The following is a 16,743-nucleotide window of genomic DNA, read 5'->3' on the forward strand; positions in this document are numbered from 1 at the left end:
TTCCGCACGACGGACGTGACTGGTTCGATCGAGTTGCCAGCAGACAAAGAAATGGTCATGCCAGGCGATAACGTGTCGATCACCGTCAAGCTGATCAACCCGATCGCGATGGAAGAAGGTCTGCGCTTCGCTATCCGTGAAGGCGGTCGTACCGTCGGCGCCGGCGTGGTTGCAAAAATCCTCGCATAAGGAAATGTTATGCTACCACTCGGGGCGTCCTGAGTGGTAGAATAGCACTCCTCGAAAGTTTTACGTAGGGACGTAGCTCAATTGGCAGAGCGTCGGTCTCCAAAACCGAAGGTTGGGGGTTCGATGCCCTCCGTCCCTGCCACCGTCAAGGTGCAGGGCACCGAAAGTAGAAAAATGTCAAATCAATCCGTGCAAACCGTTAGCACGTCGAGTGACAAGATAAAAGTCGCGCTGGCAATAGTAGCTGCGATTGCAGGAGTAGTCGGGTTTTATTACCTGGCAGGCCAACCAGCTCTGGTGCGTGCAAGCGCGCTTGTGGCTGGTTTGGTTATTGCTGTTGCGCTCTTGTATGTCTCGACGACCGGCCGTGAATTTCTCAATTTCGCCAAAGAAGCTGTGCGCGAAACCAAGAAAGTCGTTTGGCCTACCCGCAAAGAAGCCACGCAGATTACTGCGATCGTGTTTGCCTTTGTGCTGGTCATGGCGATTTTCCTGTGGGGCACGGATAAATTGCTCGAGTTTTTGTTGTATGACGTAATTCTGGGTTGGAAAAAATAATGAGCGAAAATGTGCATGATGAAGCGGCGGACGAGTCCGTTCCGGGCGACGCTCCGGTAGCGGATACTGGTGCAGCGCTGAGCGTGCCAGTGAGCAGCAAGCGCTGGTATGTCGTGCATGCTTATTCCGGCATGGAAAAAAGCGTCATGCGCGCACTGACCGAGCGCATCGAGCGCGCGGGCATGCAAGATCAGTTCGGCCAGATCCTGGTGCCGATTGAAGAAGTAGTCGAAGTCAAGAATGGTGTAAAGTCCGTCACCGAACGTCGTTTCTATCCTGGTTATGTGCTGGTTGAAATGGAAATGACGGACGAGAGCTGGCACTTGGTCAAAAACACCAGCAAGGTTACCGGTTTTATTGGTGGCAAGTCGAACAAGCCGACGCCGATCTCCGCGCGCGAAATCGACGGCATCATGAAGCAGATGCAAGAGGGTGTCGAGAAGCCCCGTCCAAAAACCTTGTACGAGGTGGGCGAGCAGGTGCGCATCAAAGACGGTCCGTTCACCGATTTCAACGGCAATGTCGAAGAAGTCAATTACGAGAAATCCAAAGTGCGCGTCTCGGTTACCATTTTTGGCCGCGCTACTCCGGTGGAACTCGAATTCGGCCAGGTCGAAAAAGTTTAAGTTGTATCAGCGCCACCAGGAGCGTCGCGGCAGTCTCAGCGAAATCCGGTCAGAGGAGCCCCGCCAGGGTAGGATCGGCGGGGCGCTACTACTCAATCCAAGATAGGAGCCATCATGGCAAAGAAAATCATTGGTTTTATCAAGCTGCAAGTACCAGCTGGTAAAGCAAACCCATCCCCACCAATCGGTCCAGCTCTGGGTCAACGTGGTCTGAACATCATGGAATTTTGCAAAGCCTTCAATGCACAGACCCAAGGTCTGGAGCCAGGCATGCCGATTCCAGTCGTGATCACCGCGTTTGCGGACAAGTCCTTCACGTTCGTGATGAAGACGCCTCCAGCAACCTACCTGATCAAAAAAGCTGCTGCGATCACCAAAGGTTCGCCGAAGCCACATACCGACAAAGTCGGTACGCTGACCCGCGCACAAGCTGAAGAAATCGCTAAATTGAAAACCCCTGATCTGACCGCTGCCGACATGGATGCTGCTGTACGCACCATCGCTGGTTCCGCTCGTTCGATTGGTATCACGGTGGAAGGTGTTGTATAATGGCTAAGTTATCCAAACGTATCAAGGCTTTGAAAGCCAAAGTCGACCGTACCAAAGTGTACGCTTTCGACAACGCTGTCGCTCTGATCAAAGAGTGCGCAACGGCCAAGTTCAATGAATCGATCGACGTATCGGTACAACTGGGTGTTGATCCTAAGAAATCTGACCAAGTGGTGCGCGGCTCCGTCGTGCTGCCAGCTGGTACCGGCAAAACCGTACGCGTGGCTGTCTTCGCGTCGGGCGAAAAAGCAGAAGCTGCTAAAGCAGCTGGCGCCGACATCGTTGGTATGGAAGACCTGGCTGAATCGATCAAAGCCGGTAACATGCCTTTCGATATCGTTATCGCTTCGCCAGATACCATGCGTATCGTTGGTACCCTGGGTCAGATCCTGGGCCCACGCGGCCTGATGCCTAACCCAAAAGTTGGCACTGTTACTGCTGACGTCGCTACCGCCGTGAAAAACGCGAAAGCCGGTCAAGTTCAGTACCGTACCGACAAATCCGGTATCATCCACGCTACCATCGGCCGTAAATCGTTCGCTGACGCAGATTTGAAATCGAATCTGGTCGCACTGATCGACGCACTGAACAAAGCCAAGCCAGCATCGAGCAAAGGCGTGTACCTGCGCAAAGTTTCGCTGTCGTCGACCATGGGCGCTGGCGTCCGTGTTGATCAGGCTAGCCTGGCAGCTTAAGTAAAGAATCAAGTCCCGTAGCGCCTTCGGGCGCTGCGGGCGCATCTTTGGGCTGTCTGCCCGGTGTTCGCACCAGGCAGGCAGACAATCAAAGACCGTTGGGCCGACTGTGATTGCACATGCAGAAGGTTAATAGGCTTGCCGGCAACGGCAAGTGCCCAACGCAGATGGTGTACCCGAACAAGTTTTGTAGTCCTCATGCTGCGTGAATTCATCCGCTCAGTTTAGTACTTCTTGACTTCGGACGCCGTGTTCGAACCGATGCAAGGCGCTCAACCACTCGGTTGTGATTGCCGAACATCATTTAAGGAGGTTGACCGTGAGTCTCAATCTGAATGACAAAAAGGCCGTCGTCGCCGAAGTTTCCGCACAAGTAGCAAATGCGCAAACGATCGTCGTGGCCGAATATCGTGGCATCCAGGTTGGTCACTTGACGCAACTGCGTGCTAAAGCGCGTGCCCAAGGCGTGTACCTGCGTGTGTTGAAAAACACTCTGGCTCGTCGCTCCGTTGAAGGTACCGCATTCGCCAGCCTGGCAGATGCCATGACCGGCCCGTTGATCTACTCGATCTCGGCCGATGCCGTTGCAGCAGCTAAAGTCATCGCTGACTTCGCTAAAACCAACGACAAACTGGTCATCAAAGCAGGTAACTACGCAGGCAAGCCGCTGGATACAGCTGCTGTCACCGCGTTGGCGAGCATTCCTAGCCGTGAAGTTCTCATTTCGCAGTTGTTGGGCGTTATGCTGGCTCCGGTTTCGGGCTTTGCACGTGGTCTGGCTGCCCTGGCAGCGAAAAAAGGCGAAGGCGCCGAAGCTCCTGCAGAAGCAGCAGCAGAAGAAGCCCCAGCAGCCGCTTAATTGCGCGCGCTTTTTTCTCTCAGTACCAATCTGATGTAACTAACGTAATAAATTTAGGAGTTTCAAAATGGCAATTAGCAAAGACGATATCCTGGAAGCAGTTAGCGCCATGTCCGTAATGGACCTGAACGACCTGGTTAAAGCATTCGAAGAAAAATTCGGCGTGTCCGCAGCAGCAATGGCTTCGGCCGGTCCTGCAGCAGGCCCAGCAGCAGCTGCTGAAGAACAAACCGAATTCAACGTCATCCTGGACAGCTTCGGCGCAAACAAAGTTGGCGTCATTAAAGCAGTTCGCGAAATCACCGGCCTGGGCTTGAAAGAAGCTAAAGACCTGGTCGATGGCGCACCAAAAACTGTGAAAGAAGCAGTGTCGAAAGCTGACGCTGAAGCAGCACAGAAGAAACTGGTAGAAGCCGGCGCAACCGCTTCGATCAAGTAATATCTGTACCGGCGGCAGTTAGCGCCCGAGTCAAAGTCTGAGGTTTCCCCTCGCAAGGGGGGAAATCCGACTTTGGCTCCTTTGTCGTCTGCATCGTATTTGTCATGTAGTTGTAGCAGCAGTTTTTATTCGATTCAAGCCGGAAAGCAGAGCCTTGAGGTTTCGTCTGTGTCACACGCAGCGGTGCAAACGAACACTTGCAAAACCTGAATTTTCTATCCTTTCTGTCACTCACGGAGTGTCCATGCACTACTCATTTACTGAGAAGAAACGCATTCGCAAATCATTCGCGAAGCGCGCCAACGTTCACCACGTTCCGTTCCTGCTGGCGACCCAGCTCGAGTCTTATCATAGCTTCTTGCAAGAGGACATAGCACCGTCCGGCCGCAAGAATGATGGCCTGCAGTCGGCTTTCACTTCGATTTTCCCTATCGTTTCGCACAATGGTTTTGCGCGTCTCGAATTCTTGTCGTACGTTCTGGGCGATCCTGCCTTTGACGTCAAAGAATGTCAACAACGTGGCCTGACGTTCGCGTCGCCGCTGCGCGCGAAAGTGCGCCTGGTGATCCTGGACAAGGAATCACCAACCAAGCCTGTCGTCAAGGAAATGAAAGAACAGGAAGTCTACATGGGCGAATTGCCGCTCATGACGACCACCGGTTCGTTCGTGATCAACGGCACGGAGCGGGTTATCGTTTCCCAGCTGCACCGTTCGCCTGGCGTGTTCTTCGAGCACGACCGCGGCAAGACTCACTCGTCCGGCAAACTGCTGTTCTCCGCGCGTATCATTCCTTACCGCGGTTCGTGGCTGGACTTCGAGTTCGACCCGAAAGACATCTTGTTCTTCCGCGTCGACCGCCGTCGCAAGATGCCAGTGACGATCCTGCTCAAAGCCATCGGCATGTCGCATGAGCAAATCCTGGCCAATTTCTTTGTCTTCGACAATTTCAACCTGCGCTCCGAAGGCGCGGAAATGGAATTCGTCGCCGAACGTCTGCGCGGCGAAGTGGCGCGCTTTGACATCGTCGACAAGTCGGGCAAGACCCTGGTGCTGAAAGACAAGCGTATCAACGCCAAGCACGTGCGTGATATCGAAGCTGCCGGCATCAAGCACATTTCCGTACCGGAAGACTACCTGCTGGGCCGCGTATTGGCGAAGAACATCGTCGATGGCGACACCGGTGAAGTCGTTGCCTCCGCGAACGATGAGCTGACGGAAGACTTGCTGGGCCGCTTGCGCGATGCCAGCATCAGCGAAATCCAGACCTTGTATACCAACGACCTGGATCAAGGCGCCTACATCTCGCAAACCCTGCGTATCGACGACACCGCCGACCAGATGGCTGCGAAAGTGGCGATCTACCGCATGATGCGTCCAGGCGAACCGCCAACGGAAGATTCCGTTGAAGCGCTGTTCAATGGCCTGTTCTACAACTCGGACCGCTACGACTTGTCGGCCGTGGGCCGCATGAAGTTCAATCGCCGCATTGGCCGCGATGAACTGACCGGCGCCATGACCCTGTCGAACGAAGACGTGCTGGCCGTGATCAAGATCCTGGTGGAACTGCGCAATGGTCGCGGCGAAGTCGACGATATCGATCACTTGGGTAACCGTCGCGTACGTTGCGTGGGCGAACTGGCCGAGAATCAATTCCGCGCCGGCCTGGTGCGTGTTGAGCGCGCTGTCAAGGAACGCCTCGGCCAAGCCGAAGCGGACAACCTGATGCCGCACGACCTGATCAACTCGAAGCCGATTTCGGCTGCGATTCGCGAGTTCTTCGGTTCGTCCCAGTTGTCGCAGTTTATGGACCAAACCAATCCTCTGTCGGAAATTACCCACAAGCGCCGCGTATCGGCTCTGGGACCCGGCGGTCTGACACGCGAACGTGCTGGCTTTGAAGTGCGCGACGTGCATCCGACCCACTACGGCCGCGTCTGCCCGATCGAGACACCGGAAGGTCCGAACATTGGTCTGATCAACTCGCTGGCTCTGTATGCCCGCCTGAATGAATACGGCTTCCTGGAAACCCCGTACCGCAAGGTCGAAGGCTCCAAGATCACCGACCAGATCGACTACCTGTCCGCCATCGAAGAAGGCCGCTACATCATCGCTCAGGCGAATGCGACCATCAGCGATGAAGGCACGCTGTCCGATGAACTGGTCTCGGCCCGTGAAGCCGGCGAAACCATTCTGGTCTCCCCGGAGCGCATCCAGTACATGGACGTGGCGCCGGGCCAGATCGTTTCCGTTGCTGCCTCGCTGATTCCGTTCCTCGAACACGATGATGCGAACCGTGCATTGATGGGCGCCAACATGCAACGCCAGGCTGTGCCTTGCTTGCGTCCTGAAAAAGCGCTGGTCGGTACCGGTATCGAACGCACCGTTGCGGTCGACTCGGGCACCACCGTGCAAGCCTTACGTGGCGGTATCGTCGATTACATCGATGCGGGCCGTGTCGTGATTCGCGTCAATGATGACGAAGCCACCGCTGGTGAAGTGGGCGTCGACATCTACAACCTGATCAAGTACACCCGTTCGAACCAGAACACCAACATCAACCAGCGTCCTATCGTGCAAGTGGGCGACCGTGTTGCCAAGCGCGACGTGATCGCCGATGGCGCATCGACCGACCTGGGTGAACTGGCGCTGGGCCAGAACATGACCGTGGCCTTCATGCCATGGAATGGTCTGAACTTCGAAGATTCGATCCTGATCTCGGAAAACGTCGTCAAGGACGACCGCTACACCTCGATTCACATCGAAGAATTGTCGGTCGTTGCGCGTGACACGAAACTGGGCGCGGAAGAAATTACACGCGACATCTCGAACCTGGCTGAAAATCAGCTGGCACGTCTGGATGAGTCCGGTATCGTCTACATCGGCGCTGAAGTACAAGCCGGCGACACCCTGGTCGGTAAAGTGACGCCTAAAGGCGAAACCCAGCTGACTCCGGAAGAGAAGCTGCTGCGCGCGATTTTCGGCGAAAAAGCTTCGGACGTAAAAGATACGTCGCTGCGCGTGCCTTCGGGCATGATCGGTACCGTGATCGACGTGCAAGTCTTCACCCGTGAAGGCATCGTGCGCGACAAGCGTGCCCAGCAAATTATCGATGACGAACTGAAACGCTTCCGTCTGGATTTGAATGACCAGATGCGTATCGTTGAAGGCGATGCCTTCCAGCGTCTGGAAAAAATGCTGATCGGCAAAGTTGTCAACGGCGGCCCTAAAAAGCTGGCCAAAGGCGCCAAGATCACCAAGGATTACCTGGCCGATCTGGACAAATACCACTGGTTCGACATCCGCCCTGCGGACGACGATGCAGCGGTAGCGCTGGAAGCGATCAAGGAATCGATCAACGAGAAGCGTCACCAGTTCGATCTGGCCTTCGAAGAGAAGCGCAAGAAACTGACGCAAGGCGATGAGCTGCAACCAGGCGTGCAAAAAATGGTCAAGGTGTACCTGGCCGTGAAACGCCGCCTGCAGTCGGGCGACAAGATGGCCGGTCGCCACGGTAACAAGGGTGTGGTTTCGCGTATTGTTCCTGTGGAAGACATGCCATACATGGCCGACGGCACGCCAGCCGACGTTGTGCTGAACCCGCTGGGCGTTCCTTCGCGGATGAACGTTGGTCAGATTCTCGAGACTCACTTGGGCTGGGCTGCCAAGGGTCTGGGTATCCGCATCGGCGAAATGCTGAAGGCGCAAACCAAGGTCGAACAAGTGCGCAAGTACCTGACGACGATCTACAACGACAATGGCCGCGCGGAAGATCTGGACAAGTTTGATGATGAAGAGATCATGAAACTGGCCGAAAACCTGAAAAAAGGTGTTCCATTCGCCACGCCAGTGTTTGACGGCGCGAACGAAGAAGAGATCCGCCGCATGCTGGACCTGGCGTATCCGGACGACATCGCCAAGAACCTGGGCATGACGGCTTCGAAAAACCAGGTGACCATGTATGACGGTCGCACCGGTGAAGCGTTCGAGCGCAAGGTCACTGTCGGCGTCATGCACATGCTGAAACTGCATCACTTGGTCGATGACAAGATGCATGCGCGTTCGACCGGTCCTTACTCGCTGGTAACGCAGCAGCCGCTGGGTGGTAAAGCCCAGTTCGGTGGTCAGCGTTTCGGTGAGATGGAAGTCTGGGCACTGGAAGCGTATGGCGCGTCGTATGTCTTGCAAGAGATGTTGACCGTCAAGTCCGATGACGTGAATGGCCGTACCAAAGTGTACGAAAACCTGGTCAAAGGTGACCACGTGATCGACGCCGGCATGCCTGAATCGTTCAACGTGCTGGTCAAGGAAATCCGTTCGCTGGGTATCGATATCGACCTCGAACGCAACTAAAAGACAGCCACCTGTCATTTGGTTTGGGAAACACAAAGCCCGGCTGGGAAACCATGCCGGGCAATGTAGTCTCAGGAATATAGAAATTTAATCACCTCTGGAGTGATACATGAAAGCACTGCTCGATCTATTCAAGCAAGTACAGACCAACGAGACCTTCGATGCAATCAAGATCGGTCTCGCTTCGCCTGAGAAAATCCGTTCGTGGTCCTACGGCGAAGTCAAGAAGCCGGAAACCATCAACTACCGTACCTTCAAGCCTGAGCGCGATGGCCTGTTCTGCGCCAAGATCTTTGGCCCGATCAAGGATTATGAATGCCTGTGCGGCAAGTACAAGCGCCTGAAACACCGCGGCGTGATCTGCGAAAAGTGCGGCGTCGAAGTCACCCTGGCCAAAGTGCGCCGTGAGCGCATGGGCCACATCGAGCTGGCTTCGCCGACCGCGCACATCTGGTTCCTGAAGTCCTTGCCGTCGCGTCTGGGCATGGTCCTGGACATGACCCTGCGGGACATCGAACGCGTGCTGTACTTTGAAGCATACGTCGTGACCGATCCAGGCATGACCCCGCTGAAGAAGTGCCAGATCATGTCGGAAGACGACTACGCCGCCAAGTACGAAGAGTACGGCGACGACTTCACCGCCTTCATGGGCGCCGAAGGTATCCGTGAACTGCTCCGCTCGATCGACATCCACCGCGATGCCGAAACCCTGCGCGTGGAACTGAAGGAATCGAAATCCGAAGCCAAGATCAAGAAATACGCCAAGCGCCTGAAAGTGCTGGAAGCGTTCCAACGTTCGGGCATCAAGCCTGACTGGATGATCATGGAAGTGCTGCCAGTGCTGCCGCCGGAACTGCGTCCGCTGGTACCGCTCGATGGCGGCCGTTTCGCGACCTCGGATCTGAACGATCTGTATCGCCGCGTCATCAACCGTAACAACCGTCTGAAACGCCTGATGGAGCTGCGCGCTCCAGAGATCATCACGCGCAACGAAAAGCGCATGCTGCAAGAAGCGGTCGATTCGCTGCTGGACAATGGCCGTCGCGGCAAAGCGATGACCGGCGCCAACAAGCGTCCGCTGAAGTCCTTGGCTGAAATGATCAAGGGCAAGGGCGGCCGTTTCCGTCAAAACTTGCTGGGCAAACGCGTCGATTACTCCGGTCGTTCGGTCATCGTCGTCGGCCCTCAGCTTAAGTTGCATCAGTGCGGCTTGCCGAAACTGATGGCGCTGGAATTGTTCAAACCCTTCATTTTCAATAAACTGGAACTGATGGGTCTGGCGACCACGATCAAGGCCGCTAAAAAGCTGGTCGAGATTCAAGAGCCGGTCGTGTGGGACATCCTGGAAGACGTGATTCGTGAACATCCGATCATGTTGAACCGCGCACCGACCTTGCACCGTCTGGGTATCCAGGCGTTCGAGCCAGTCCTGATTGAAGGCAAGGCCATCCAGTTGCATCCACTCGTCTGCGCGGCATTCAATGCCGACTTTGACGGTGACCAAATGGCGGTCCACGTTCCTCTGTCGATCGAAGCGCAGATGGAAGCACGCACCCTGATGCTGGCATCGAACAACATCCTGTTCCCATCGAACGGCGAACCGTCGATCGTGCCGTCGCAGGATATCGTGCTGGGTCTGTACTACGCGACCCGCGAAGCGATCAATGCGAAGAACGAAGGGATGATGTTCCCTGACGTCTCGGAAGTGATCCGCGCCTACGACAACAAGGAAGTCGAACTGACGACCCGCGTTACCGTGCGTATTACCGAATACCCGAAAAACGCCGAAACGGGCGAATTCGAGAAAACGGTCACGCGTTACGAAACGACGATCGGCCGTGCGATCCTGTCGGAGATTCTGCCTAAAGGCTTGCCGTTCTCCGTCCTGAACCGCGCTCTGAAAAAGAAAGAAATTTCCAAGCTGATCAACACGTCGTTCCGCAAGTGCGGCCTGCGCGCCACCGTGGTGTTCGCAGACAAACTGATGCAATCGGGTTTCCGCCTGGCGACACGCGCCGGTATCTCGATCTGCGTCGACGACATGCTGGTACCGCCGCAAAAAGTCACGCTGATCGCGGCCGCCGAATCGGAAGTCAAGCAGATCGAACAGCAATACGCCTCGGGTCTCGTGACCGCCGGCGAGCGTTACAACAAGGTAGTCGATATCTGGGGCAAAACCTCGGATGAAGTCGGCAAGGCCATGATGGACCAGCTCAAAGTCGAAGACGTGATCCGCCGCGACGGCACCAAGTCGACGCAAGAATCGTTCAACGCCATTTACATGATGGCCGACTCCGGCGCGCGCGGTTCCGCAGCCCAGATTCGTCAGTTGGCCGGTATGCGTGGTCTGATGGCGAAACCGGATGGCTCGATTATCGAAACGCCGATTACCGCGAACTTCCGCGAAGGTCTGAACGTTTTGCAGTACTTCATTTCGACCCACGGTGCGCGTAAAGGTCTGGCCGATACGGCGCTGAAAACGGCTAACTCCGGTTACCTGACGCGTCGTCTGGTCGACGTGACGCAAGATCTGGTCGTCATTGAGGACGATTGCGGCACCATGAACGGCGCGCTGATGAAGGCGCTGGTCGAAGGTGGTGAAGTCATCGAAGCGCTGCGCGACCGTATCCTGGGCCGCGTTACCGTGCACGATGTCGTCAATCCTGAAACCCAGGAAACGCTGTACGAAGCCGGTTCGTTGCTGGACGAAGACATGGTCGAAGAGATCGAACGTCTGTCCATCGATGAAGTCAAGGTGCGTACGCCACTGACTTGCGACACGCGCTTCGGCCTGTGCGCCAAGTGCTATGGCCGCGATCTGGGCCGCGGAATGCTGGTCAACGCCGGCGAAGCCGTCGGTGTGGTGGCAGCGCAGTCGATTGGTGAACCTGGTACCCAGCTGACCATGCGTACGTTCCACATTGGTGGTGCGGCATCGCGTGCGGCAGTGGCATCGTCGGTGGAAGCCAAGTCGAACGGTACCATCCGCTTCACGGCAACCATGCGTTACGTGACGAACGGCAAGGGCTCGCAGATTGTCATTTCCCGTTCCGGCGAAGTGCTGATCACCGACGACCATGGCCGTGAGCGTGAGCGTCATAAAGTGCCGTACGGCGCGACCCTGATCGTCAAGGACGGCATGGTAATCAAGGCCGGTACGGCCCTGGCAACGTGGGATCCGCTGACCCGTCCGATCATTACCGAATACGCCGGTCAAGTGCGTTTCGAGAACGTCGAAGAAGGCGTCACCGTAGCCCGCCAGGTCGACGAAGTGACTGGTCTGTCCACCCTGGTGGCGATCGATGCGAAACGTCGCGGTTCGCTGACCAAGACCCTGCGTCCGCAAGTCAAGCTGATCAACGACGCGAACGAAGAAGTCAAGATCGCCGGCACCGAACACTCGGTGGCGATCGGCTTCCAGGTCGGCGCGCTGATCATGGTGAAAGACGGTCAACAGGTATCGGTGGGTGAAGTGCTGGCACGTATTCCTACCGAATCGCAAAAAACGCGCGATATTACCGGTGGTCTGCCACGCGTTGCGGAACTGTTCGAAGCGCGCTCGCCGAAAGATGCCGGTATGCTGGCGGAAGTCACGGGTACGGTTGCGTTCGGTAAAGAAACCAAGGGCAAGCAGCGTCTGGAAATCACGGACATGGACGGCAACAAGCATGAGTTCTTGATTACCAAGGACAAACAAGTGCTGGTGCATGACGGCCAAGTCGTGAACAAGGGCGAGATGATCGTGGACGGCCCGGCCGATCCGCAAGACATCCTGCGCCTGCTGGGTATCGAAGCGCTGGCACGTTACATCGTTGACGAAGTGCAAGACGTGTACCGTCTGCAAGGCGTGAAGATCAATGACAAGCACATCGAAGTGATCGTGCGTCAGATGCTGCGCCGCGTACAGATCGTCAATGCCGGCGACACCAACTACATCGTTGGCGAGCAGGTAGAGCGTTCGGAACTGCTGGATCAGAACGACCTGATGGAAGCCGGAAACAAAATTCCTGCGACCTACGAAAACGTTCTGTTGGGTATTACCAAGGCTTCGTTGTCGACCGATTCGTTCATCTCGGCCGCATCGTTCCAGGAAACCACCCGCGTGCTGACCGAAGCGGCAATCATGGGCAAGCGCGATGGTCTGCGCGGCCTGAAAGAGAACGTCATCGTCGGCCGCCTGATTCCTGGCGGTACGGGTCTGGCCTTCCACCGCGCACGCAAAGAGAAAGAAGCGTGGGAAGTGGAAGAGCGTCAAGCACTGCTGCTGGCCGAGAAAGCCTCGATGGCTGGCGAAGCTGCCGAAGCGCTGCAAGATATCGAAACCCAGCAACACCACGGCGACGAAGCGTAATCTACGCTGCCAGCTGACAAGAACGGCACCTTCGGGTGCCGTTTTTTTATACCTGCACGATTAGATAAAACATGTGCAGGAATAGCGTGGTACGCGGCAAATCATGGTGGCTCATTTATAGTCGTTAAAGCGCTATTTATATGACGCATTAAAATATGGCTAGTATGGGTAAAGGGAAAGTGCCTGATGCAATGAAAGTCCTACTGTTATTAATAGCTGAGATTGTGAATAAAATCTATCTACCGGTAGTTATCCTGTTTGGCTTCTGAATAAATATGGCCGAGTTACTATTGCATCTGGCATGCCTGAATTGATGGACTAAACCCGCTGATGCGGTTGGCGCCAGACTGGCGCAGGCACGGCTTGGTATGTCGGGCCGCCATGCCCGCGTATCTGAAGTGAGCGCTCACAGAGCGATGTGGTTGCTGACCTTGTCACCCATTGCTGTGCCATCCCCACGTTGCTGCGCATGGGCCCACCCGATTGCCGGTGACGGCGCATCGCCGCGTTGTTGTGCTGTCACGCACTATTGCCGCCACCACGCCAGTTTCCAGTTTATTCATGCTAAGATTTGGCGCATGATTGCCCAAGCCCTGTTTACTCCAGCCCAGCAAAAACTGCTGGGCTTGCTCTTTGTCCGTGTGAATGAAGGTTTTCATTTGAACGAGATCATGCGTTTGACGGGGCTGGGCAGCGCTTCGGCGCAGCGGGAACTGCGGCGCCTGCATGAATCCGGCCTGATCACCTCGGAGCGGATCGGCAATGTACGGCGCTTCTGGCCCAACAAGGAAAGCCTCGTGTATCCCGAGTTGAGCGCACTGGTGCAGAAAACCTTCGGCATCGTCGGCGTGCTCAGCGCGACCCTGGCGCCCTTGCGTGCCCAACTGCACCTGGCATTCGTATCCGGTGCCACGGCGAAGGGACAGGATATGCCTGGCAGCGCCATCGATTTGCTGCTGGTGGGTGAGGAAGCCAATTATGGCGATCTGTTAACGGGATTGGCCCCGGCCGAGCGAACCTTGCGGCGTAAAATCAATCCCAACTTATATACGCTGGCCGATTATCGTCGGCGGCTGCGTGAAGGCCAGCCATTTCTGCTGCAGGTATTACAGCAGCCGAAGTTGTTTGTCATCGGCGATGAATCGCTATTGCATGCGCTGGCATTGCCAGATTCTTCCTTGCAAGTGAATGACACGCCATCTGTATTCTAAAGGCCGGGCCTGGCATTCAATTTCTGATGTATGAAGTGATTGGCTAGAAAAATATCTGAGGCGGATTGATCGTATGATGAATAAACTACAGGCTTTCGGTTTAATTGTTTCTCAGGCAGTGCGCGGAGAATTAATTTTCCCCACGAGTGTTAATTCTGCGCTGCAATTGCAATTGGCGTTGGCCGAACCTGACTGCCATATCGACCATGCGATCAAACTGGTATTGGCCGAACCCTTGCTGGCGGCGCGTACGGTCGCGCTGGCCAACTCGGCCGTGTACAGCCGCGGCGATGCGGCGCCCGTGACCAGTGTGCGCGCCGCCGTCATGCGCATGGGTTATCGCAATCTGTATGCGCTGGTGGCGGCCATGGTGGTGCGCCAGTTCGGCAGCAAGATCATCGATCCCGTCCTGCGCCAGAAGGCGACACAGCTGTGGGAGCATACGGCGCACGTGGCGGCGCTGGCGCATGTGCTTGCCCGCCGCGTGACGCATGTCGATGCCGATACGGCGCTGTTCGCCGGCATCGTGCATGAGGTGGGCGGTTTTTATTTGTTGTCGCGTGCCGATGAATTTCCTGGCCTGCTCGACGACGATGCGGATCACTGGATGGAGTCCGCCGAAGAAATCATTTCCCGCGAAGTCATGAAGAAGCTGCTGATCCCGCTGACCGTGAGTGTCGCCATCGAGGGCTTGCGCGATGGCTTGCTGTCGATCCCGCCCGACTCCCTGCTCGACACCTTATTGTTGGCCAAGCAACTATCGCCCGTGCCGTCGCCGTTGCAAGTGACGTACGTGGAAATGCTCACGCCCTCCGATTCCGTCATCGATTTCATTATCGATAACGAAACCCTGCAAAGCATCCTGGCCGAATCTGCCGAAGAAGTGCGGTCGATGAGTGCGGCGCTGCTGGTATAGCTGAAAACACTACCGGCGAAAAAAAACGGCAGCGCCATCGAGGTGCTGCCGTTTTGCCTTCAGGCGCTGCGTTTTACTGTTGCTGTGCGATCCACCGGTCGACCTTGGCTTCCAGCAGTTTCAGGGGCAGGGTACCGTCGCTGAGCACGACTTCATGGAATTTCGGCAGGCTGAACTTGTCACCCAGCGCCTGTTGCGCACGCTGGCGCAGTTCGACGATCTTCAGTGAACCGATCTTGTAGCCCAGCGCCTGGCCCGGCCAGGCCATGTAGCGTTCCGTTTCGCTTTTCGCCACGGCGTCATAGCCGAGGGTGTCGCGCATGTACTTGATCGTCTGCTCGCGCGTCCAGCCCTTGGTGTGCAGTCCCGTATCGACCACCAGGCGCACGGCGCGCAGCATCTCGTCGTTCAAGTGGCCGAAATACTGGGCCGTATCTTCGAACAGGCCCATTTCCGTGCCCAGCGTTTCCGCGTACAGGGCCCAACCTTCCGTGAAGGCATTATTGCCGCCGAAACGGCGGAAATTCGGCAAGTCCATCTCTTGCACCAGCGCCAGGTGGAAATGGTGGCCAGGCTTGCCTTCGTGCAGGAACAAGGTGGTCATGCCCGTGTCGCCATACAGTTTCGGATCGGTGACGACGGACCAGAATACACCCGGGCGCGAACCGTCCGCCGCCGGCGCCGTGTAGTGATCGGCGGCCGTGTCGCGGCTCAGTTCAGGCTCCAGGCGCAAGTCCAGCGGCGCCTTCGGCACCAGAGTGAACAGGGCAGGTAATTTACTGTCCAATAGCACGTTCAGCTTGCGGTAGACGTCGAGCACTTCCTGTTCCGTCTTGAACGGGCGGTATTTCGCCTGTTCCGAGACCCATACGGGCAAGCCGGCGGCCGGGCCGTTGTAGCCCATCTTCGGACCGACGATCGCGTATTGTTCCTGGATGCGCGCCACTTCCTTCAAGCCGATGGCGTGGATTTGCTCCGGCTTCAAGTCCGTGGTGGTGCTGCTGGCCACGCGCGCCTGGTACCAGGCAGCGCCATCGGGCAGGGCGCTCCAGCCGCTGCTGCTGCGGCCGGCCGGCAGGTAATCGTTTTCCAGGAAGGTGGCCAGGCGCTGCAGCGCGGGCATCAGCCTGGCCTGGATGGCGGCGGTGTACATTGCCGTCAGGCGCGCCTTGTCGGCCGCGGAAAAGCCTGCGGGCAAGTTCTTGATGGGTGTGTAATAAACGCTGTCTTGCGGCGTGGCGCTGACAAGTTTCTTGAATTGCGGCAGGGCCGACTCCGTCAGCGCTTTCGGCAACACAATGCCCTTTTGCATGCCGACTTTCATGTTGGCGATGGCTTGGTCTATCCAGCCCGGCAGCTGGCTGATACGGCTCAAGTAGGCGTCGTACTCCTTGACCGTGGTCAAAGGTTGCGATGCCTCGCCACCCGCATAATTGGCCAGGGTGACGGGCATGCTGTCCATCTGGTTCAGTGGCAGCAGGTAGTCGGGGAAGCGCTCGAAGCTCAGTGCCGTGCTCAGTTCATAGTCGAGAATATCGTAGTTGATCTGGTCCTGGCGCGACAGGTGTGCGCGGGCAATGCTGCGCAGGGTCTTTTGGTACTGGCGGTACAGGGCGAACTGTTTCGCGCGTGCGACCGGCACGATGGCTGAACCGAGCTGGTCGTCAAAACGGTTGTCGCCGCTCTCGGTGGCATTGATCGGCTCGAAACGGGCGAGCGCATCGTAGTATTGATCGGCCACGACCTGCAATCGCTGCTTGGCTTGCGGCGCGCTGACGGCCATGGTTTTGGCTGCGGGCTGGGCCGCTTGGGCCATAGGCGCATGGGCGAGTAACAGGGTGATAGCCAGGGTGATAGCCAGGGTGCCGAGGGTGCCGGCGGCAAAACGATGCTTCATGCGCGATGTCCTTTGTAAGGAGGGGAATGAACGGGGCCTAGCGAGGTCGGGGTGGCCGCTCGCGAAGGAACAGCCGGGGCGTAAGCATACGCCATTGCCCGG

At 56.6% G+C, this 16,743-nt stretch carries 11 protein-coding genes, 1 tRNA gene and 1 pseudogene; 12 read left to right on the plus strand and 1 reads right to left on the minus strand.

The annotated features are described in order from the left end of the window. The 12 genes and pseudogenes from ACP7DE_RS26700 to ACP7DE_RS26755 form a co-directional block, all read left to right on the plus strand. Positions 1-189, plus strand: a pseudogene (locus tag ACP7DE_RS26700) (elongation factor Tu); the annotation flags it as partial. Between the two features lie 66 nt (positions 190-255). Continuing rightward, positions 256-331 (plus strand) — tRNA-Trp (locus tag ACP7DE_RS26705). Between the two features lie 32 nt (positions 332-363). Beyond that, positions 364-747: a preprotein translocase subunit SecE gene (secE, locus tag ACP7DE_RS26710; protein WP_010394308.1), complete on the plus strand. Its 384-nt coding sequence runs from the start codon at positions 364-366 to the stop codon at positions 745-747. Further along, positions 747-1,373 carry a transcription termination/antitermination protein NusG gene (nusG, locus tag ACP7DE_RS26715; RefSeq protein WP_034753130.1) on the plus strand — a complete coding sequence of 209 codons (627 nt, stop codon included), beginning with the start codon at positions 747-749 and terminating at the stop codon, positions 1,371-1,373. The genes secE and nusG overlap by 1 nt, the downstream gene beginning before the upstream one ends. Before the next feature lie 114 nt (positions 1,374-1,487). Then, the gene (gene rplK, locus ACP7DE_RS26720) at positions 1,488-1,922 is read left to right on the plus strand and encodes a 50S ribosomal protein L11 (protein WP_034753131.1); all 435 of its coding nucleotides are present in this window, start codon (positions 1,488-1,490) and stop codon (positions 1,920-1,922) included. After that, positions 1,922-2,617, plus strand: a complete 696-nt coding sequence (rplA, locus tag ACP7DE_RS26725; RefSeq protein WP_426074938.1) for a 50S ribosomal protein L1 — start codon at positions 1,922-1,924, stop codon at positions 2,615-2,617. The genes rplK and rplA overlap by 1 nt, the downstream gene beginning before the upstream one ends. 319 nt (positions 2,618-2,936) lie before the next feature. After that, positions 2,937-3,476, plus strand: coding sequence for a 50S ribosomal protein L10 (gene rplJ, locus ACP7DE_RS26730; protein WP_034753621.1), 540 nt, complete (start codon positions 2,937-2,939; stop codon positions 3,474-3,476). Between the two features lie 67 nt (positions 3,477-3,543). Further along, complete coding sequence (gene rplL / locus ACP7DE_RS26735) at positions 3,544-3,915, plus strand: 50S ribosomal protein L7/L12 (RefSeq protein WP_010394320.1); 372 nt, start codon at positions 3,544-3,546, stop codon at positions 3,913-3,915. A gap of 244 nt (positions 3,916-4,159) precedes the next feature. After that, positions 4,160-8,266 (plus strand): DNA-directed RNA polymerase subunit beta, encoded by a 4,107-nt coding sequence (gene rpoB / locus ACP7DE_RS26740; RefSeq protein WP_426074939.1) that lies wholly within the window; start codon positions 4,160-4,162, stop codon positions 8,264-8,266. 109 nt (positions 8,267-8,375) lie between these two features. Beyond that, positions 8,376-12,617: a DNA-directed RNA polymerase subunit beta' gene (gene rpoC, locus ACP7DE_RS26745; RefSeq protein WP_426074940.1), complete on the plus strand. Its 4,242-nt coding sequence runs from the start codon at positions 8,376-8,378 to the stop codon at positions 12,615-12,617. A 368-nt stretch (positions 12,618-12,985) separates the two neighbouring features. Beyond that, positions 12,986-13,828, plus strand: coding sequence for an ArsR family transcriptional regulator (locus ACP7DE_RS26750; RefSeq protein WP_426074941.1), 843 nt, complete (start codon positions 12,986-12,988; stop codon positions 13,826-13,828). 76 nt (positions 13,829-13,904) lie between these two features. Further along, on the plus strand, positions 13,905-14,744 hold the full coding sequence (locus ACP7DE_RS26755; protein ID WP_426074969.1) for an HDOD domain-containing protein: 840 nt from the start codon (positions 13,905-13,907) through the stop codon (positions 14,742-14,744). A gap of 73 nt (positions 14,745-14,817) precedes the next feature. Here the strand turns inward: ACP7DE_RS26755 and ACP7DE_RS26760 are convergent, their stop codons facing one another. Next, positions 14,818-16,641, minus strand: coding sequence for a DUF885 domain-containing protein (locus ACP7DE_RS26760; RefSeq protein WP_426074942.1), 1,824 nt, complete (start codon positions 16,639-16,641; stop codon positions 14,818-14,820). Positions 16,642-16,743 lie beyond the last annotated feature (102 nt).

This window comes from Janthinobacterium sp. DSP2-3-3, from assembly GCF_049897325.1.
Taxonomy (GTDB): domain Bacteria; phylum Pseudomonadota; class Gammaproteobacteria; order Burkholderiales; family Burkholderiaceae_D; genus Janthinobacterium.